Raw genomic sequence first — 20,101 nt, 5'->3', positions numbered from 1 at the left:
GCTTATTGTGTAATGTCCTTCACCATGTCCAGATCGGCAGCACTAGCGTTGGAGATAACCTGTTCTACATTCTTACAACCTGGAATTACACTGGTTACTGCGGGATGCTGAAGGCACCACGCCAAAGCCCACTGCGCCATATCGAGTCCAGAAGGGACTTCATTGGCAGCAATTTCAGCTACAGCGCGCAGCTGTTTTTGCCTTACATCCTCTTTATGGTTAGCACGCACATCACCCTGACCAAATACCGCATCCGGCTTGTACTTGCCGCTTAAATAACCACTCGCTAACGGAACACGCGCCAACACACCTAATTTATGCTCGATGCAGAGTGGAAGAATCTCTTCCTCAGGTTGACGATCCAGCCGATTATATACTACTTGTATGGCCTCTGCTTGCACATCCGCTGCTGCAGAGGTCTGATGTACACCCGAGACTGATGCACTTATCGAGACGCCTAAATGACGGATTTTCCCTGCCTGCTTCTGTCTGTCGAGCATGCTCCACAACTTGTCATTATCGAATTGCTCATCCGTTCCGGAATGGAATTGATAGAGGTCGATGTACTCGGTCTGAAGTGCACGCAGGGAATCATCCAGCTGCTTCAGCACATCCTCAGCACGCCATAACTGTTCCCGCTGCAAATGTCCCTGAAAATGATGACCGAATTTCGTAGCTACAATCCAGTCCTCACGTTTCCGGCGAGCCAGATAACCCCCAATGAACTTCTCTGACAAGTGATCTCCATAACATTCTGCCGTATCAATCAGGTTAATACCGAGCTCTCCAGCCTTATCTAACATGGCATCGACTTCTGCTTGAGTGAAATCCTTGCCCCACTCTCCACCGAACTGCCAAGTACCCAATCCGATCACCGATACATTCATCCCTGTACTGCCAAGTTTACGATATTTCATCATCATTTCCTCCTTTGTTCTATTAAAATAGTCCATTCACAGTACTAAGCGGCCTTGTTTCCATCTTCCACCGTTCTAGCGAACCGCGCCTCGATGGCTTTAACTCCCCATAGTGACAATCCAATAAACACCAAGACATAGATGATCTCCCACGGCTGGCGGATAAATCGTTCCAGATCATTTCCAATATATGAAACAGCGAATACCATGATCGCTTTGCCGACAGTGAGCGCAAGAAGATACGATCGAAATCTCATCCCAGCAAGACCAGCAGCCATATTAATTACAACGAAGGGGCCTACCGGGAATATACTAAGCAGAAATACATAACTGAATCCGCTTTGCCGCACCCATGTCATACTTTTGGCTACCTTTGGCCGTTCTGCCCATTTTCGCAGATACCGATGCGAAGCTACTTTGCGAATAATCCAAAATGTTGTCACACAGCCCGCAACCAAGCCGATCCAAGAATACAAAAAACCTAACCATAAACCATATACAGCCCCGTTTAATCCGACGATCGCAATAGTTGGTAGTGGTGGTATAAATGATTTCAAAAACGTTAACGCAATGCCCGGAAAGGGCCCAAACGAACGATATTGTTCAAGCAGATGCCGCAGATTATCCTCTGTCAGCCAAGACATAATATCAAGAAAGTACATAACCAGCTGATCTCCTCATCCGATTGGAATTCTTAACACCTGGTCTCAATTATACACGAAGTTGCGAGCATTCCTACAGCTGTTCCAATATAAAGAGAACAAGCTAGAACTACATGAATGACAGCGAGTAAGTTCTTCGTTACGATAGACAAAATAAGATTAAGTTACTTCATTACAAAGGGACTTCAGGACACTTATCTTGACAGCACAACGATTAATAGTAAGATGAGAGTTGATGGAAATAAAATGAATTTATGGGGGCGTTATTTGTTGAAGAGATTGTCGGTTCTAGCAATGATATGCGTTTTGATATTTTCTGTAGGTCTTATTCCTGCTCCAGCGTCAGCAGCTTCGAAGGGATCCCACATTTTTGTGGATGGGGTGCCACTAAATTCAAGATCTGTGAGTAAAAACGGAGTTTCGTTCGTCCCTTTCCGAGAATTATTCGAGAAGCTTAAGATGAGTATAGACTATAACGCAAAACTGAAACAAGTTACGGGCACCAAAGGTGATTTGAAGATAACTTTTACTATTGGTAGCAAAACAGCATACGTGAATGGCCAGAAAAAAATGCTGCAGGCGGCGCCGTTTGCTCAGAATGGCACTACGTTAATTCCGGTTCGTATCGTTGGTGAAGCAACCGGGAACGCCGTTTATTATTCAGCAGCAGCAGATGTGATTCAAATTAATAGCCCATCTTTTAAAGGTGCCTCTTACACCATTGACGGCATCCCGATCTTATTCAATGCCAATGGAACTGTCTTGTTTGGTCCCAACGCATTAAAAGACATGAATTCACAAAAGGAAATAGCTGAGATCGATGCCATTAAAGATTTCACAGCTAACGCTCCCAAAATTCGTATTGTCGGAGTACCGCCAACACAAGAGCAATCCAAAGATCCCGGCTATAAAGGATACCCTGATTATTTTGACGCCAATTATGTAACCGCAGCCGGAAACAAGGAAACCTTGCCTCCGCTTATGAGCAAAGGTTGGATTTCCTTATCTATGCTCTCCGAAATTGAAAAAATCATTAATCTTGGAAATAGTGATTCCAACACCCTTAGCATAGGTAAATATGCTGAGATGGGCCTCGTAAGATACGATATCATTGTGACAGATGAATACAAAAAAGCAAAAACAGGCCAATTCACGTTAAGCGACATACGTGTAAAGAAATATAAGGGCACTATGTATCTTAACATTGAGGATTTACAAACCGTTGGCCTCATTGAGCCTAATTAAACTAGCTTGTTAGTTAGTTCAATAATTCAGAGAAAAGGCCATCCTTTTGCAGGGTGGCCTTTAAATTTTCATCATCACAACAAAAAAGCCGAGCACAAAGCCCCCGGTTTAGGAGCTTACTACTCAGCTTTCAATACCCGCACCTCAAACCTCTGCACTGTAACAACCCGCCTGCTCACCTTCTGCCCTCAGCCCCGCAACCACAAGGGTTGTCACGTACTTACGAGCATCCGCAGTCAGCAGTAACAGCTCTACCGAGCTTTTAGCCGGCTCCCCTCTAACAAACTTTATTCGCGCACCGTCCAAATCCTCTTGGATGCCGGCAATCGTATATCCTTTAAAAAGCAGCCCATCAATCTCCTGCTGTTCTTTGGCATATTCCGCAAAAGCAGACATCAGACAACACCTCCGCTAATTTCCGCCTTGGAAGGAAGAGGAGCCTCCGCTGCAAAACGCTTGCGCTTTAAATATTTTCCCGACCCCGGTTTACCAACAAATTGCTTGTCTCGAATCACAAACTCGCCTCGACTGAGGACGGAAACAGGCTCTCCCTTTACTTCAAAGCCCTCAAACGCATTATAATCGACATTCATATGGTGCGTATCCGCAGAAAGGGTTCTTTCAACAGAAGCATCAAAAATAACCAGGTCAGCGTCACTGCCTACCGCGACCGTGCCTTTTTGCGGATACAAGCCAAACAGCTTGGCGCTAGAGGTAGCAATAATGTCTACGAATTTGTTCAATGAGATCCGGCCTTTCTGCACACCTTCTGAATAGAGAATCGTAAACCGATCCTCGATGGTCGGCCCACCGTTCGGGATTTTGGAGAAATCACCAAGTCCCAGATCCTTTTGTCCTTTGAAATCAAACGAGCACTGGTCAGAGCCAATCGTCTGTAAGCTGCCGCTCCATAACGCATCCCACAATACATCTTGATTCCACTGCTCACGCAGGGGCGGAGACCACACGTATTTAGCACCTTCGAAATTAGGCTTTTCCAACGCCGTCTGATCCAGCACTAAATACTGTGGACAAGTCTCGCCGTAGACGCGTAGTCCCTTTTTACGCGCTTCAGCAATCTTCCAAGCAGCTTCCGCACAGGTCACGTGTACAACATACAGCTGAGAATCTGTCAGTTCGGTTAGATAAGCTGCGCGTCCCGTAGCTTCACCCTCCAGCTCCGGTGGGCGGGTCAGCGCATGAAAGATCGGGTCGGTATTGCCTGCGGCCAAAGCCTGCTCTACAAGATATTCAATGACATCTCCATTCTCCGCATGCACCATAACGAGTGCACCTTCTTTTTTCGCAGCTTGGAGGGTCTTAAAAAGTGTGCCGTCATCCGCCTGAAAAGTATTCTTATAAGCCATAAATACTTTGAGCGAGGTAATGCCTTCATTCTCAATTATCTCCGGAAGCTCACCCAGTACTTTATCGTTTAATTCTGAGACCATAAGGTGGAAGCTGTAATCAATCACCGCTTTATCCTGCGACTTATGATGCCATGTATCTACGGCTTGCTGTAGCGGTTGCCCTTTGGTGGTTAAGCAAAAATCAATGACTGTGGTCGTTCCGCCATATGCAGCCGCAATGGTTCCCGTCTCGAAATCATCGGCTGTAACCGTGCCGCCAAAAGGCATATCCAGATGCGTATGAGGATCAATGCCTCCAGGAAAAACATAACACCCCGAGGCATCAATAATTTCCGCACCAGGGACATCCAAATGAAGGCCAATCTCCGTAATAACCCCGTTTTCAATCGCCACATCGCCTGTATAAGTATCTGCTGCGGTAACGATGATGCCATTTTTAATAATCTTTTTCATCCTTACACCACCTCCACTTCCGAATAGGTGCCATTCAAACTACCGATCACTTTCTGCCGCTGGTTCCAAGTCAGCGGGGCTGCCCCGGTATCCACTGGAACCATATCAATCGCGCCGTCTGCTGGACAGACAATAGAACAAAGATTACAACCTACACAATCTTCCTCGCGGACCTGTAGAATAGCTTTCCCATCTGCATCAGTTAACATATCAATACATTGATGTGAAGCATCTTCGCAGGCAATATGGCATTTATTACAGTTGATGCAGTTGTTCTCATTAATACGGGCAACGACCTTATAGTTGAGATCCAGATCACCCCAGTTGGAGTATCTGGATACCGATTTGCCGATTAACTCTGTTACGGAAGCCAAACCTTTGTCATCCAAATAGTTGTTCAGGCCATCGATCATTTCCTCCACAATCCGGAAGCCATGATGCATGACCGCTGTACATACTTGAATGCCCGTAGCACCCATCAACATGAATTCAACAACATCCTGCCAGGTCGAAATCCCTCCAATACCGGAGATAGGAATGCCTACTCCCCGGTCACGGGCACACTCGGCCACCATACTAAGCGCAATTGGTTTCACAGCCGGCCCGCAGTAACCGCCATGCGCACCCTGACCCCCAACATTCGGAATTGTGTTCCAGCTATGAATATCTACACCAGCAAGACTGTTGATCGTGTTGATCATACTAATCGCGTCCGCTCCACCCTTAACCGCATGGCGGGCAACGACGGTGATATCCGTAATGTTGGGCGTCAGCTTCACAATCACCGGGGTCGTCGCAACTTCTTTTACCCAGGTGGTCTGTGCCTGCACCAGATCAGGCTGCTGCCCCGAAGCAGCGCCCATTCCACGCTCAGCCATCCCGTGTGGACAGCCAAAGTTAAGCTCCAGACCGTCTACACCCACATCCTCTACCCGCTTAACAATCTCATGCCATTTATGCTGCGTTGGTTCTACCATCAGGGAGGCTATAATCGCATGATTCGGAAATCTTTTCTTCGTTTCATAAATTTCCTTCAGATTAACTTCAAGCGGACGGTCGGTGATCAGTTCAATATTGTTAAAGCCCGCAACCCGTTGCCCATTGAAATTTACTGCCGCAAAACGCGATGAGGTATTAATGATCGGATCACCGAGCGTCTTCCACACCGCACCACCCCAACCTGCTTCAAAGGCCCGCTGCACTTGATAGCCTGTATTCGTAGGGGGCGCAGAGGCCAGCCAGAACGGATTCGGTGATTTGATTCCTGCGAGATTAATACTTAAATCTGCCATTGATGTTCCCTCCTGTCATGTAAAATCCAATTTGATCTCTACGCTCAACCCGCAGATCTAATAACGGCATCCTGCTGACCTGAGAATTGTTTAACAATCGCATGGGCCGCATCTTTTCCCTGCTGGGCCGCGGATACAACCATGGCCTCGCCTTTGCCTGAACCAAATATGATATCGCCAGCGGCATAAATTTGCGGATCGGAGGTTTGACAGGTGGCTTCATCCACCTTTACAACCCCACGGTCATGCACAAGGCCTAAGGAATCTATTAGATCTAGGCAACGCTTTTGACCAATAGCTATTACAACCGCATCTACAGGAATCAAGAACTCAGAACCCTCGATCGGCATAGGTACTGGACGTCCATCTTTGCCCAGCTCCTCTGTCAGCTTCATCTGCACACATTCCAGTCCGGTTACGTTCCCAAACTCATCACCCACGATACGTTTCGGTAAGGTAAGCCAGTTGAACTCCACACCTTCCTGCTTCGCAAATTCATATTCAAACTCATAAGCCGTCATCTCTTCGCGGGTCCGGCGGTAGACCATTTTTACATTTGAGGCCCCCAGCCGCACTGAGCATGTAGCTGCATCAATAGCTGTATTACCCGCACCAATGACAGCGACCCGCTGACCCATCAGCTCTAGCAAAGGAATGCCAGTCTTAGTGGATTCTACGAGTGCAATGGCGTCGTATACGCCAGCCAATTTTTCACCTTCAATCCCTATCGGAGGCACATAACCCATACCTGCTGCCAAAACGATGGCATCATAGTTCGACTTCAGCTCATCTACAGAAACATCCACTCCGACTTTTACACCAGTACGTATTTCCACACCCAACTTCTCTACCTGCTCTACTTCCCAAAGAGATACAGACTGTGGGAGCCGAAACGATACAATCCCATGTGTATCCAGCCCACCCGCTAACGCCTTAGCTTCGTAGATCACAACAGCAAAACCTTCACGGGCGAGTTCCCTAGCCGCAGACAATCCCGCAGGACCACCGCCGATAACGGCTACCTTTTTCCCATTAGGGGTGCCAGCCTTAAATAATTGAACTCCGCTGTTCATTGCCCAATCTGTCGCATAACGCTGCAGCAGTCCGATTTGGATCGGCGCCGAGGCATCATTTAACACACAGGCTCCTTCACACAGCTCATCTGTAGGACAAACACGAGCACAGCTGGCACCCACAGGATTGGAATCCATAATCGTCTGTGCCGAGCCTTTCAAATTGTCAGTAGCGATCCGTTTGATAAAGGAGGGGATATTAATGCTGGTCGGACATGCTTTTATACAGGGGGCATCGTAGCAATATAGACAGCGATTGGACTCATCCAGGGCACCCTTATGGGTCAGAGGCGGCTCAGCCTCGGCGAAATTGCGCATGAACATATCAGGTGTAAATGCTGTTAACGGAGATGAATGCTCCATCACTAGTCCCTCCTTATGGGTAATTTTTCATATTTGTGTTATATAATATAACATTATTTCAAGTTTTGTCTGAATATTTTGCTTACATCTTTAATTTATTGTAGTAATATAAGCATTAACAGAAATTATCTCTCAACGTTCTTCCTGATTAGGTTATATATACTGACATCCGTTAATCAAACTATAGTCATTTCGAATTTTCGTTGCATTAGACACTTTGTCTAATTTCAAAACTGTATTTTTTACGTGTGAGAATAGGCTGAGAATAACAGGGCATTAGCCGAAGGCCAGAGCGCAGAAGATCGAGGGGGAGTAACTATGGACTGGGAGCTTGTATTAACCATTCGTGACGCTTTAAAAAGACCACTATTCGCAGAAGCCGAGGTGTTTGGCGGGAAAAGCGGCCTAAGCCGTGCCATTCGCTGGGTGCATGTACTGGAAAGTGCCAACTTCGAGACTCTGATTCATGGCGAAGAAATGATTTTGACTACGGGGATTGGTGCAAGTGTCAATCTCCCTTCCTCCTTGGAATTCATGCAGAACCTAATCGACAAAAATGCAGCTTGCCTATGCATTGAGTTAGGCACGTATTTCAGCACTATTCCGCAAGAGATGATCGACTTAGCTAACGCAAATGATTTCCCGCTGATTATCTTCACCCGCACGGTTCGCTTCGTCGATATCACCCTAGACCTCCATTCCATCATCATCAATCGGCATCACCGGATGCTGCAAGAACTCGAAAGCATCTCTCGTGAATTCCACCGTCTGACCTTAACCTCACAAGGAACAGTGAAGGTACTGCAATTATTATGTAAAAGCACCCGCACACAAATCGTCTATATGCAGCTGCAAGGCAAACCCTTATTCTTCCCGGCACTTCCGCCCGAAGAGCAAACTCCCCTGCTGAATTTCTTCACCACCTTCGGTGACGAGATGGAAGGCATTCAACCAGACATCGCTCCTTACACCCGAGAATATGGACAAAAGACGATTGCAATCAAGCCTGTAGGCGCGTTGGATCAGACCTGGGCTTATATCCTGATGGTCTGCAATCATAAGCCACAGGAATTTGATTGCCTGCTGCTGGATTCCGCCTCGTTGTCCATTGCTCAAGAGCTGCTGCGTACCCGATATATGGAGGAGCGTAAGCTTTTTTCAGAAAATCTATGGGTCGATGAGCTGATCAATGGTCGTATAGAGGATGACAATCGCTTAAAAGGCTTGATCGGTTCCAATTTCAACATGGTCAACGAACTCCCTTACCGTGTATGCCTTATCGAAATCAAGAACCCTAGAGACGTAAAATGGAACAGCTCAGAGAACGAATGGGAATCAATCACCTTCCACCTTTCGCTCATCTTGCGTTCCATTTTCGAAAAATATTCCCTACGTCCGCTGATCACACTCAAGAACAATCGCCTCACCGTCATCGCACTCGACATTCAATCGAAAATGCCTGGAAAAATGCGGCTTCAGCAAGCACTTGAGGCCCTTCAACATATCCGCTCCGATGAGAAGCTCAAGGATTTGCAGCTCGTCATTGGAGTCAGCAAATCGCATAAGCGCCTAAAACGAGCCTATTCCGGTTATCAGGAAGCCCTACAAGCATTGTCGTTATATTCTTGTTATCAGAAGTCACTGCTCTTTTACGATGAGCTTGGCGTATTCCAATTACTACTTAGCCTAAATGATGGGAAAACGTTGCAGAACTTCATTCGCAGTTATCTCGGCCCGCTAATCGACCACGACCAAACCAAAGGCAGCGAGCTGCTGCTTACCCTTCGTGTTTACCTTGATCATGATGGCTCCAAACAGATTGCCGCTCGGAATTTATTCATCGTTAGACAGTCACTGTATTATCGTCTGGACAAAATAACAGAGCTGCTAGGCGAAGACTTCATGCAGCCAGAGAACCGGATCTCCATTCAGGTTGCCCTGCGCGCTTACCAATTTCTATATCCAGACAAAATCACTTTGCCTAGTCCCCGTTCAGCACAGATTTAAAAGTATCGATAATAAATTCTATATCTTCATCCGTGGAGGATAGCGGCGGGGCGAAGGTAAGCACATTGTTGAACCCAGCTACCGTATCGCCATTCTTGCCGATAATAAGTCCTTTTGATTTGCATTCAGCAATAATGCCTTTCACAATACTCAGATCAACTGGCTTTTTGCTAACCTTATCTTCAACCAACTCGATGCCTGTCACTAAACCAAAGCTGCGGACATCACCTACAAGCTTGTGATCCAGTAACTCGGTGAATGCAGTGTTCAGTCTTTTGCCCAAAAGCTCTGCACGCTCCACCAGCTTCTCCTGCTCGATAATTTCCAGATTGCTTAACGCTAGTGCACACGAAGCCGGATTGCCACCAAAAGTATTCACATGGCGAAAATGACCATAATCATCACTATTATCCTTGAACGCTTCATAGATATCCTTACGAACAGCAGTGGCAGATAAGGGAAGATAAGCACTGGTCAACCCCTTAGCCATTGTCACGATGTCAGGCTTCACATTATAGTTGTGATGCCCAAACTTACGTCCAGAACGTCCGAATCCACAAATCACCTCATCCATAATGAGCAACACACCGTGTTTACGGCAGATTTCCTGCACCCGATCCAAATAAACCTGATGCGGTACAATGACCCCACCACCCGTAATTACAGGCTCCATAATCACCGCAGCTACCGTCTCCACGCCTTCCCAGATGATCATATCCTCTATGGACTGTGCACACTGGAGGTTGAATTCTTCTACAGTCATCCCGGCCGGGCGGCGATAGCTGTCCGGGGGAGCCACATGCAGAAAACCACCCGCCAACGGTTCATATTTATATTTGCGCTGGGCCTGGCCCGTTGCAGATAATGCCCCAAGTGAACTGCCATGGTACCCACGATAACGGGCAATGAATTTATGGCGATAATGCTGGCCGATTTGCTGCTGGTACTGGCGGGCCATTTTGAAAGCAGTCTCATTGGCTTCCGATCCACTATTGGAAAAGAAGATCACGTACTCGTCTCCGAGCCACTCATTCAGCTTCTCTGCCAGCGCAATCGCCGGGAGATGACTTTGTGTCAGAGGAAAATATGGCAGGGTCAGCAATTGATTGTAAGCAGCTTCCGCCAGCTCCTTGCGCCCGTATCCCACATTTACACACCACAAGCCAGACATCCCATCCAAAAATCGATTGCCCTGTATATCCGTAATCCACGACCCACTCGCCGAGGCGGCAATCATAGGCGGATTCTTTTCACTATAAGGTGTAATGTTGTGCCATAAATATTTCCGATCCTTGTTTACCGCAAGCTCACTATCGTTCCCCAGACTCTGCATAACATTTTCTCCTCTCAGTAGCTCATCTTCTCTAATAACGGGCAGTGATCATCTTTTTACGCGTATAGAACTCCACCCCATCGCGTCCATTGGCATGCAGATCTCCATAGAATGATTTCTTATAACCTGAGAAGGGGAAAAAGGCCATGGGCGCAGGCACACCCAGATTCACACCCAACATCCCTGCATCAATCTCTTCCCGGAACTCGCGGATCGCTTTAGCGCTATCTGTGTAAATGCACGCCCCGTTCGCGAATGGAGACTGATTCGTCACCGCAATAGCTTCACTTAAACTCTTCACACGGATCACAGACAACACCGGTGCAAAAATCTCATCCTTCCAGAGGGTCATTCCCGGCTGTACATGATCAAATATCGTCGGTCCGATAAAATAACCCACACCGCCCGCAGCAGCGTCCTTCCGCCCATCTCTCACTAGCTTGGCTTGTTCAGCTTCACCAGTCTCAATGTAATAAAGAGTCCTCTCCTTATTCGACTGGCGAATTACTGGACCCAAAAACACCCCGTCATCGGCACCATTACCAATCTTAAGCTCATCTGCAGCCGCAGCCAGACGACTCACTAGCTCGTCAGCAATATCCTCATGAACCACTACAACCGAGCAAGCCATACACCGCTCACCCGCTGAGCCAAACGCAGCGGCAATTATATTCTTCACCGCATTATCCAGCTCCGCATCAGGTAACACAATCGAGTGATTCTTAGCGCCTGCCAATGCCTGAACCCGCTTCCCCTGCGCCGTCCCCGCCTTATATACATATTCCGCAACCGGCTGCGAACCGACGAACGAAATCGCCTTCACTTCATCATGCTCCAGCAGCCCGTTCACCACCTCATGCGCTCCATGAACCACATTCAGCACACCTGGCGGAAAGCCCGCTTCAGCAAATAATTCAGCTAACCGATTGACCAGCAGAGGCGTACGCTCAGAAGGCTTCAGCACAAAGGTATTCCCGCAAGCAATGGCGAGCGGAAACATCCAGCAAGGAACCATCATCGGAAAATTAAACGGGGCAATCCCCCCGATAACCCCCAGTGGATAGCGGTACATCCCGGATTCAATTCCGGTAGCAATATCCGGAAGCTGGCTGCCCATCATCAATGTGGGGATGCCTGCGGCAAATTCTACACACTCAATTCCACGCTGCACCTCACCTTGCGCCTCTTCCAGACTTTTGCCATTCTCCAGCGTAATCAGCTCGGCCAGCTCATGCCAATGCTTTACCAGCAGCTGTTGATATTGAAAAAAGTAGCGGGCGCGACGCGGCACAGCGACCCTTTTCCACGCTTGAAATGCCACAGCAGCCGCTTCTACCGCCGCACCCAGCTCTTCCTTACTGGAAATGGGCACATAAGCTATCACTTCACCCGTCGCCGGATTATATACCTCTTCATCTCGCCCGGACGACGATTCTACCCAAGCTCCATTCACATAATTCTTAACTCTTTCAGCCTGCGTTACTAGGAGAGACATAGCTCGCACCTCTTTCTCTGTTTCAGATGCACTGATGGACTGCTGATTATAATAGATGACCGCCAGATCAGGCGGCCATCCACTATAACATTAAGCTCAGTTGGTTATTTTGCGGCCATTTCTACGATTTCGTTCGTGTACGCCTCATCTACCTTAGCAGGCTCTTTTATAACACCGAACTTTTGCGAAATATCAGCCGTTTGCTGGAACGCCGCTGCATCGGTATATCCCATCTTCGCACTGTCAAAGCCCTCAGGCAGAATCAGCTTGGCAACCTCGGTCATCATCGTCAATTGATGCTCCTTAGTAGTACTGCCGTCTTCTGCTTGCTTCATTACACTATCCACGGCGGCTGCAGGATCAGCAATTGCATCTTTCCAGCCCTTCAGGGAGGCACGCACAAACTTTGCCGCAGTCTCTTTGTTCTCCGCAAGCCATTCCTTATTGGCGAACAAGTTATCCTCAAGCATTGCAACGCCTTCTGTATTCATGTCGATGACATTCAGATCCTCAGCCTTAATGCCTGACTCCAACACTACTTGGTACTCGTTATAGGTCATCGCTGAGGCCGCATCGATCTGATCGCCCAAGAACTGATCCATCGTGAACCCTTGCTTCGTAAAGCTTAGATCCTTATTAGGATCGAACTTATATTTATCGAATAACGCTAATAGTTCAAACTCGTTGCCGCCCATCCAATTACCGACTTTTTTACCCTTAAGATCAGCAGCTGAGTTGATGCCCGCCGATTTTTTGGAGACCAGGACCAATCCGCTCTTTTGATAGATTTGAGCAATTTGCACGAGTGGCATTCCCTGCTCAAGACTTGGAAGCAAGCTTGCTACCCAGCCAACACCGATATCTGCGGAGCCCCCAGCCACTTGCTGCTCTGGAACAATATCTGGACCTCCCGGCAGAATCTCTACATTTAGTCCTTCTTCCTTGTAATATCCTTTATCCTGCGCCACAAAATATCCAGCGAATTGTGCCTGCGGCACCCATTTCAGCTGTAGCTTCACTGTAACTGGATCAGCCGCTGGTTCAGCCGTAGCACTTGCCTCAGGAGCTGTAGAAGCTTCAGGGGCAGTCGTAGCTTCAGCTGCCGAGTTATTATTGTTGCCACCGCAACCCGCCATTAAAGAAACACTCAACATCATCACGATTGCCAACAAACCACCACGAAATTTGCGTTTTTTCCCGTTCATCAATCGAACTCCCCCTATCGTAATTTAAGTTTGTAACAAGCACAGTATGGACAATCATCGTGGTGCGTTGTATGCATACAGCCGTGGGCGGTTTCTCTCTTCCATTCCCACTATAGCTGGATGTAAGTGAGTGTGAGATTAAGTACGCTGCGAAGGATGCCACTTAATGAATACTTTCTCAAGCCGCTCAACCACTAAATAGAAAAGCACGCCGGCAATTGCGGCCAGAACGATACACGACCAGCCCAGCGGCATTTTGGCGACTTTAATGGAATTGGAGAGCAAATACCCAAGCCCTTTTGAGGAGAAAAAGAATTCCCCAACTATGGCGCCAATCATACTCGCCGTTGCGTTGATCTTCAGTGCTGTAAATACATAGGGCAGGCTATTGCGAATCCGCAGATAACGAAACACTGCCGACTTACCTGCCGCGTAGGAATGCATCAGATCCAGCGCCAATGGATCAATCGCCGCCATGCCTTTATAGGCGTTGATCGCCATCGCTGCCATTGTAGTTGCTGTTACTATGGCAATTCGTGAGCCTATCCCATCTCCAAACCACAGATTCATAATGGGCGCGAGGGCGACGATGGGCACAGCATTTAGAGCAGCAACCAAAGTTAAACTTCCACTTCCCCAACGCGGCCACGCCGTAGCAGCTAAAGCGATCAGAAATCCGATAGCAGAACCAACCAACATTCCCAACACAGCCTCAGTAAGGGTGTATCCGGTATAGGATAGCAACATGCTGAAATTATCCCTCATGGTCGTGGCAATTGCTGTGGGCAACGGCAGCTGATATTTCTTCAGATCAAAGATCTTATGAAAGAATTCGAACTCCCATAGCCCAAGAAACAACACCCCCGCCAATACAGGCAGCAGCACCCCTGCGCTAAATATCCTCTTCAGGCCATGCGAGCCACCCTTACGCTTGGCAATTACCGCAGGCTTCGAGCCTGTTGCAACATTCTTCTGCGTAGCCGTTAATACCGGCTGGGCCACCTCTTTACTAGTAGAGCCTATAAATGAAGTCTCCCGAACGGAGTTGGTTTCCATTAGCGGCTACCTCCTTTCGGTCGAAATTCAGGCTGCCACGGCGCCACCAAACGTTCTATCAGACTGATCAACCAGTAACTTACAATCCCCAACAAAGCGCCGACAATCACCGTAGACCAGAACATGTAGGTATGAGAGCTGCCGTAGTAGAGATTACGCAGCATGATTACGCCAATCCCGTGCTGCGCACCCATGAGCTCTACCAGGATAGCACCAGTCACTGCGAGCGGAGCAGCAATCTTAAGCCCTCCGAACAAACCCGGCAGGGCCGCTGGAAATCTGAGTTTCCAATAGACCGCCCAAGGTTTTGCCGCATAAGAATGCATTAATTCCAGCGCGGAAGGATCCACACTTCGCAAGCCGCGCAGCATATTGAGAGCCACTGGGAAGAATGTAATATAACCCGAAATAATAATCCGTGAAGTCTGCTCATCTCTCACAATCCCATAAATGATCGGCGCCAGCCCCAGGATCGGAATCATCTGCGAGGCGATAGCGTAAGGAAAAGTTAACTGCTCTATCGTCTTCGACAAGCTCATTAGCACCGCCAGTGAAGCACCAGCCACCGCACCAATCAGGAAGCCAACACCAGCATTGCCAAAGGTGGCAGCCCCCTCCTTCAGAAGCGTGCCACTATACTTCCACAGCGTGGATAGCACCTCATGAACGTAGGGCAACTTGGACTGAGCTAACGGTGTCTCCACTACATGGAGCAGCATCCAGGAGGCTCCTTCCCAAACTAGCAGCAAACCAAATATCCAGACAAACAACGGCAGCAGGCGACCCCGTACAAAGATACTGCCCCCTTTCATCCCTACACCCCTTCAAAGCTGTCGCGAATACTTGCGATCAGTTCGAAAAACTCTGGGCTGTTTCTCATTTCCGCCGTTCGCGGACGTGGCAGAGGAATTTCAACCACAGCGGATAAGCGACCTGGATGCGGGGAAAGAACAAACACCCGGTCAGAGAGGAATATCGACTCAGGAATACTATGTGTTACGAAGACAATCGTGTTCTGCACCTTGCTCCAGACAGATAACAGTTCTTCGTTCAGACGCTCACGTGTAAACTCATCCAGTGCAGAGAACGGTTCATCCATCAGTAGAATTTCCGGCTCCATCGATAGCGCTCTGGCAATCGCTACTCTTTGCTGCATCCCCCCACTAAGCTGCCAAGGGTATTTATCCGCGAAGCTCTGCAAGCCCACTAGATCAAGAAGCTCCAGCGCCCTCTCTTCACGGATCGACTTTTTAACTCCCATCAGTTCCAGTGGCAATGTGATGTTATGCTTCACCTTCCGCCAGTCATACAGCACAGGACTTTGAAAAACAATGCCATATTTCTGCGCCAGCCTTGCCTCTTTAGCACTTTTTCCAGCGACTACAATGTTCCCGCCCGTTGGCGCGATGAGATCGGCCATCAGTCTCAAAAGCGTTGTTTTGCCACATCCTGAAGGTCCGAGCAGTGAGACGAACTCCCCCTTTGCAATATCAAGACTCACCTGATGCAGTGCAAGCACTTCCGCAGCTTCTGCCCTATAGCGCATTTCAACATTTTCCAGCTGAATTTCAGGAATATTTGTCGCGAGTAATGACATCCTCAGCCCCCCCCTTATCAAAATAAGCTATGCAATTAATGTTAATTAATCTGACTCACTAGAGAGTGTGTCGAGTTAAAATCTTCTGTTGTGTAGTATTAACTAACATGTTACACGCTGCTCACTGGACTCTCATTAGACAATTAGTAAAATAGCTCCCGCTAAATCACGTCATTTTGTCTAGGGGGACATTTATTCAAGTTTCAAATGAAGTGATTTTTAAATATTTGTAGATTTGTGGTAATATTTATCCATATCTTTCCTCAGTAGGAGACAATAGACCCATGGGATCTGTAATTTCGAATTATATTGTTATTGTGGCTATATCTGGTGTCCTGAGCGTTTTACTAGCCCTTTTCGCCTACTATAAAAAAACGGATTTCTTAGGAATTAGAGCCTTTGTTATAAGCTCCTTCACTTCCGCGATTTATACCTTCGGCTTCGCACTAGAACTGTCGGGGAAAACACTGGAGGAAATGAGTTTTTGGATTAAAGTAGAGTACCTGGGGATGCCTTTTATAGCGCCCGCCAGCCTTATTATGGTGATGCATTTCGTAGGGCTGGAGAGTCTAATTAAAAAGGGCATGCGAGCAGCGCTATATATAATACCGTTCATCACAACACTGATGGTGTGGACCAATGATTACCACCACCTCTTCTATAAATCCATTTATTTGCGAGACAATACGCCCTCCCCACTCGTTGATGTAGTGATGGGACCTTGGTATATCGTTCACGGCAGCTTTACTTTTGGTTGTCTACTGGCAGCTATCTGCCTTATGTTATGGCAGTGGAACCGGATGAAACGGGTATACCGGAGACAAATCGTTACCATTCTAATTGGACTAAGCCTTCCAACGTTAGGCTCTTTTTTATATTTAATGGGCCTGACTCCCTACGGGATGGATCCCGTTCCCATCATTATGAGTATCACTTCCACCCTATATATCTGGGCTATCCTATCAAGAGGTATGCTAACAGCTGCGCCTATCGCCCGTGAGAATCTGTTCGAAAGCATGCGAGATGGGGTGCTTGTCACCGATCGTTCGGACATGCTCGTCGATTACAATCGCGCAGCCGCGGATATGATAGAAGGACTTAATTCCTCGGCGATTGGTAAACCGCTGGCTCAACTGTTTCTTAATGCCGGCAAAGATGCCTTGTCCTATGTTATGGATACAGAGCCACTGCAACGCGAAGAACGGGAAGTTGCTTGGATCAAAGGAGACGAGATTTGTTACTACCAAATTCGGTCCTCTCCCGTACAGAAACAAGGGGGATACTTAGCAGGACAAATGATCATGCTGATTGACGTAACTGAACGAATACTGCTTCAAGATAAGCTGCGTCAATTGGCTACGATGGATAGTCTGACGGGGATTTATAACCGTACCTATTTTTTGGAGCTGAGCCGAGGGCTTCTTGTTCAGGCCGCGAGCAATCGGAGTTCACTATCGATTATTTTGCTGGATGTAGACTTCTTCAAAAGCATTAATGATCGATTCGGACATCAATATGGAGATCAAGCCCTTCAGCACATTGTCGAGGTATGCAACAGACATATCCGGGAGGGTGACATCTTCGGACGTTATGGCGGTGAGGAATTTGTGATCTGTTTGCCAGATACGTCGCTGAAGCAAGCCGCACAACTCTGCGAAACTATCCGCGCAGATATTGAACAAAGTGTCTTGTATACGCTCATCGGGTCCATTAACGTGACTGCCAGCTTCGGAGTAGTAGAAGCCCTAAGTCCTAAAGCCACTCTAGAAGAGCTACTGTCAGAGGCTGACCATGCTCTGTACAGTTCCAAACGAAACGGACGCAATGCTGTCCACCTCTCCCAGAGATCAGAAATTACACTTTTCAAGCCTATATAAATCGCATCTTTGTCCCTCCCAGCGCATTCATCAGCCTGCCTTATTTTTCATAGTCTGTTTTTACGTTTAATAAGAGTTATCTGAAAATCTAATCAGAGTGTAGAAAAAATTCGCTTTATGGATATGGAGGCGCAAGAAATAATGAGGAACCATACAATGATGCAATTTTTTGAATGGCATGTCGCTGCGGATGGGAAACACTGGGATCGCCTGAAAGAAACAGCTTCCGCACTAAAAGCCGTAGGCATTGATTCTGTTTGGGTACCTCCTGTGACAAAGGCCGTCTCCGCCGACGATACAGGCTATGGCGTGTATGATCTATACGATCTGGGCGAATATGACCAAAAAGGTACGGTACGCACCAAATATGGCACCAAACAAGCACTAATTGAAGCCATTTCGGAATGTCAAAAAAACGGCATTGCCGTATACGTTGATTTGGTCATGAATCACAAGGCAGGAGCGGATGAAAAGGAAGTCTTCCAGGTGATCGAGGTCGACCCTAATGACCGGATGAAAGAAATCTCCAAACCTTTCGAGATTGAGGGCTGGACTAAATTCACCTTCCCCGGCCGCGGTGATGAACACTCTTCCTTTAAATGGAATCACAATCATTTTAACGGCACTGACTTCGACGCCAAGTCGGGGCGAACAGGTGTATTCCGTATCGCAGGCGAGAATAAAACATGGAACCAGAATGTTGATGACGAGTTCGGCAACTACGATTATCTAATGTTCGCAAATATTGATTACAGTCATCCAGAAGTCAAAAAAGAAATGATCCAATGGGGAAAATGGCTGGTGGACACGCTCCACTGCAGCGGCTTTCGCTTAGATGCCATCAAGCATATCAACCATGAGTTTGTGAAACAATTCGCGGTAGAAATGTTTAATAAATGTGAGAAGGATTTCTATATCGTGGGCGAGTTCTGGAATTCGGATTTAGAATCCTGCCGACAATTTCTAAATACCGTCGATTATAAGATCGACCTCTTCGATGTTTCCCTTCACTACAAGCTGCATTCAGCTTCCTTGGGGGGTAGAAACTTTGATTTAACCAAAATCCTCGACGACACACTGGTGCAGACCCATCCTACCAATGCTGTAACGTTCGTTGACAATCATGATTCTCAACCCCATGAAGCTCTGGAATCTTGGGTAGATGATTGGTTTAAGCAAAGTGCTTATGCACTTATCCTACTGCGACGCGACGGATATCCTGTGGTCTTTTATGGAGATTATTATGGGATCGAGGGACCTACACCTGTCGCAGGCAAAAAAGAGGCGATTGACCCGCTGCTATATACCCGCTATCACAAAGCCTATGGTGAGCAGAAGGATTATTTCGATCATCCCAACACGATTGGTTGGACACGACTCGGCGTGAAAGACATCGAACGATCCGGCTGTGCGGTTGTGATTAGTAACGGCGAGAACGGTCAGAAAAGAATGTTCGTAGGGGAACAACGCGCGGGTGAAGCATGGGTAGATTTCACTCATAATCACAAGGCGACTATAACGATTGAAAAAGATGGCTGGGCGACCTTCCCGGTCAACGGTGGCAGCGTATCTGTCTGGGCTCTGCCTGATACAGAAGCTGGCGAAAAATAAGAGTGGTGCTATTTAAATATAGATGAGGCTGCTCTCGAAAGTAGTGAATGCTGCTTACGGGACAGCTTCATCTATTTTATGGAATAGTCCAAGTAAAGATCTCACTTAACCATTAAACCTTTTCAGATTGGGTAATGATGGCAGACGATGATGAGGATATGCAGCGGGGATGTGCGGTGGGGACGTAGGATGACCGCGGGGATGTGCGGTGGGCGTTTTTGCGGTGGGCAGAGTGGGTTTAACACTAATTAGGGAAAAGCTCCCTAAAAATATTCGATATTCGCTTATAATCAACGAAATTAGGGAATTCCTCCCTAAAAATTAGGGTAATGCCTTGATTTCCCACCAAATCAGATGAATTTTAGGGATATTTTCCCTAATTATAAATCTAATGACCAGTAATCTTAGAATTTCAGGGAGAAATTCCCTAATTGTTGTATTGATGTTTCACTCAAACCATCATTTGAAACTTCAATTAACCTTCAACGCAAAAAAAGGGTCGTACCCAAGTAGCTAAAACTACTTTGAGACGGCACCCTCTTCTT

16 protein-coding genes are annotated in these 20,101 nt (G+C 47.3%); 4 read left to right on the top strand and 12 right to left on the bottom strand.

Annotated features, from left to right (window positions below):
- Window positions 1–2: 2 nt before the first annotated feature.
- Window positions 3–917, bottom strand: coding sequence for an aldo/keto reductase (locus tag MKX60_RS05395; protein ID WP_076284881.1), 915 nt, complete (start codon window positions 915–917; stop codon window positions 3–5).
- A gap of 44 nt (window positions 918–961) precedes the next feature.
- Complete coding sequence (locus MKX60_RS05390) at window positions 962–1,579, bottom strand: TVP38/TMEM64 family protein (RefSeq protein WP_042192646.1); 618 nt, start codon at window positions 1,577–1,579, stop codon at window positions 962–964.
- A 117-nt stretch (window positions 1,580–1,696) separates the two neighbouring features.
- Between MKX60_RS05390 and MKX60_RS05385 the strand changes: the two genes are divergently transcribed.
- Entirely contained in the window at window positions 1,697–2,824 is a 1,128-nt protein-coding gene (locus MKX60_RS05385; RefSeq protein ID WP_076284882.1) for a copper amine oxidase N-terminal domain-containing protein, read from the top strand.
- Between the two features lie 144 nt (window positions 2,825–2,968).
- On the opposite strand, the gene MKX60_RS05380 is transcribed toward MKX60_RS05385, so the two are convergent.
- From MKX60_RS05380 to MKX60_RS05365, 4 genes are read right to left on the bottom strand one after another with little or no spacing between them, the layout of a single operon-like run.
- On the bottom strand, window positions 2,969–3,220 hold the full coding sequence (locus MKX60_RS05380) for a hypothetical protein (RefSeq protein ID WP_076284883.1): 252 nt from the start codon (window positions 3,218–3,220) through the stop codon (window positions 2,969–2,971).
- Window positions 3,220–4,647, bottom strand: a complete 1,428-nt coding sequence (hydA, locus tag MKX60_RS05375) for a dihydropyrimidinase (protein WP_076284884.1) — start codon at window positions 4,645–4,647, stop codon at window positions 3,220–3,222. Before hydA ends, MKX60_RS05380 begins: the two co-directional genes overlap by 1 nt.
- Before the next feature lie 2 nt (window positions 4,648–4,649).
- A complete protein-coding gene (preA, locus tag MKX60_RS05370) occupies window positions 4,650–5,939 on the bottom strand; it encodes an NAD-dependent dihydropyrimidine dehydrogenase subunit PreA (RefSeq protein ID WP_076284885.1) in 1,290 nt (429 codons plus the stop codon).
- A 44-nt stretch (window positions 5,940–5,983) separates the two neighbouring features.
- Entirely contained in the window at window positions 5,984–7,375 is a 1,392-nt protein-coding gene (locus MKX60_RS05365; RefSeq protein ID WP_341059244.1) for an NAD(P)-dependent oxidoreductase, read from the bottom strand.
- Between the two features lie 318 nt (window positions 7,376–7,693).
- Between MKX60_RS05365 and MKX60_RS05360 the strand changes: the two genes are divergently transcribed.
- Window positions 7,694–9,382, top strand: a complete 1,689-nt coding sequence (locus MKX60_RS05360) for a PucR family transcriptional regulator (RefSeq protein ID WP_341059242.1) — start codon at window positions 7,694–7,696, stop codon at window positions 9,380–9,382.
- Here the strand turns inward: MKX60_RS05360 and MKX60_RS05355 are convergent.
- The 6 genes from MKX60_RS05355 to MKX60_RS05330 form a co-directional block, all read right to left on the bottom strand.
- Window positions 9,357–10,715 carry an aspartate aminotransferase family protein gene (locus MKX60_RS05355; RefSeq protein WP_341059241.1) on the bottom strand — a complete coding sequence of 453 codons (1,359 nt, stop codon included), beginning with the start codon at window positions 10,713–10,715 and terminating at the stop codon, window positions 9,357–9,359. The genes MKX60_RS05360 and MKX60_RS05355 overlap by 26 nt on opposite strands.
- Window positions 10,716–10,746: 31 nt before the next feature.
- Window positions 10,747–12,210 carry a CoA-acylating methylmalonate-semialdehyde dehydrogenase gene (locus MKX60_RS05350; protein ID WP_076284889.1) on the bottom strand — a complete coding sequence of 488 codons (1,464 nt, stop codon included), beginning with the start codon at window positions 12,208–12,210 and terminating at the stop codon, window positions 10,747–10,749.
- A 104-nt stretch (window positions 12,211–12,314) separates the two neighbouring features.
- Entirely contained in the window at window positions 12,315–13,415 is a 1,101-nt protein-coding gene (locus MKX60_RS05345; RefSeq protein WP_341059240.1) for an ABC transporter substrate-binding protein, read from the bottom strand.
- Between the two features lie 138 nt (window positions 13,416–13,553).
- Window positions 13,554–14,471: an ABC transporter permease gene (locus MKX60_RS05340; RefSeq protein ID WP_341059239.1), complete on the bottom strand. Its 918-nt coding sequence runs from the start codon at window positions 14,469–14,471 to the stop codon at window positions 13,554–13,556.
- Window positions 14,471–15,283 (bottom strand): ABC transporter permease, encoded by an 813-nt coding sequence (locus tag MKX60_RS05335; RefSeq protein ID WP_076284891.1) that lies wholly within the window; start codon window positions 15,281–15,283, stop codon window positions 14,471–14,473. Before MKX60_RS05335 ends, MKX60_RS05340 begins: the two co-directional genes overlap by 1 nt.
- 2 nt (window positions 15,284–15,285) lie before the next feature.
- On the bottom strand, window positions 15,286–16,068 hold the full coding sequence (locus MKX60_RS05330) for an ABC transporter ATP-binding protein (protein ID WP_076284892.1): 783 nt from the start codon (window positions 16,066–16,068) through the stop codon (window positions 15,286–15,288).
- A 284-nt stretch (window positions 16,069–16,352) separates the two neighbouring features.
- On the opposite strand from MKX60_RS05330, the gene MKX60_RS05325 reads away from it, so the two are divergent.
- A complete protein-coding gene (locus MKX60_RS05325; protein ID WP_042192671.1) occupies window positions 16,353–17,945 on the top strand; it encodes a histidine kinase N-terminal 7TM domain-containing diguanylate cyclase in 1,593 nt (530 codons plus the stop codon).
- A 138-nt stretch (window positions 17,946–18,083) separates the two neighbouring features.
- On the top strand, window positions 18,084–19,556 hold the full coding sequence (locus MKX60_RS05320; RefSeq protein WP_076298125.1) for an alpha-amylase: 1,473 nt from the start codon (window positions 18,084–18,086) through the stop codon (window positions 19,554–19,556).
- Window positions 19,557–20,101: the final 545 nt, after the last annotated feature.

The organism is Paenibacillus sp. FSL R5-0914, assembly GCF_038004525.1.
GTDB lineage: Bacteria > Bacillota > Bacilli > Paenibacillales > Paenibacillaceae > Paenibacillus_AQ.
The sequence above is the reverse complement of the archived record's forward strand: the minus strand, read 5'-3'. Positions and strand labels throughout refer to the sequence as shown.

Bases quoted from the DNA above. Each gene is read 5' to 3' on its own strand.
- MKX60_RS05395 (WP_076284881.1), bottom strand. From the start codon at position 917: ATGAAATATCGTAAACTTGGCAGTACAGGGATGAATGTATCGGTGATC.
- MKX60_RS05390 (WP_042192646.1), bottom strand. From the start codon at position 1,579: ATGTACTTTCTTGATATTATGTCTTGGCTGACAGAGGATAATCTGCGG.
- MKX60_RS05385 (WP_076284882.1), top strand. From the start codon at position 1,697: ATGACAGCGAGTAAGTTCTTCGTTACGATAGACAAAATAAGATTAAGT.
- MKX60_RS05380 (WP_076284883.1), bottom strand. From the start codon at position 3,220: ATGTCTGCTTTTGCGGAATATGCCAAAGAACAGCAGGAGATTGATGGG.
- hydA (WP_076284884.1), bottom strand. From the start codon at position 4,647: ATGAAAAAGATTATTAAAAATGGCATCATCGTTACCGCAGCAGATACT.
- preA (WP_076284885.1), bottom strand. From the start codon at position 5,939: ATGGCAGATTTAAGTATTAATCTCGCAGGAATCAAATCACCGAATCCG.
- MKX60_RS05365 (WP_341059244.1), bottom strand. From the start codon at position 7,375: ATGGAGCATTCATCTCCGTTAACAGCATTTACACCTGATATGTTCATG.
- MKX60_RS05360 (WP_341059242.1), top strand. From the start codon at position 7,694: ATGGACTGGGAGCTTGTATTAACCATTCGTGACGCTTTAAAAAGACCA.
- MKX60_RS05355 (WP_341059241.1), bottom strand. From the start codon at position 10,715: ATGCAGAGTCTGGGGAACGATAGTGAGCTTGCGGTAAACAAGGATCGG.
- MKX60_RS05350 (WP_076284889.1), bottom strand. From the start codon at position 12,210: ATGTCTCTCCTAGTAACGCAGGCTGAAAGAGTTAAGAATTATGTGAAT.
- MKX60_RS05345 (WP_341059240.1), bottom strand. From the start codon at position 13,415: ATGAACGGGAAAAAACGCAAATTTCGTGGTGGTTTGTTGGCAATCGTG.
- MKX60_RS05340 (WP_341059239.1), bottom strand. From the start codon at position 14,471: ATGGAAACCAACTCCGTTCGGGAGACTTCATTTATAGGCTCTACTAGT.
- MKX60_RS05335 (WP_076284891.1), bottom strand. From the start codon at position 15,283: ATGAAAGGGGGCAGTATCTTTGTACGGGGTCGCCTGCTGCCGTTGTTT.
- MKX60_RS05330 (WP_076284892.1), bottom strand. From the start codon at position 16,068: ATGTCATTACTCGCGACAAATATTCCTGAAATTCAGCTGGAAAATGTT.
- MKX60_RS05325 (WP_042192671.1), top strand. From the start codon at position 16,353: ATGGGATCTGTAATTTCGAATTATATTGTTATTGTGGCTATATCTGGT.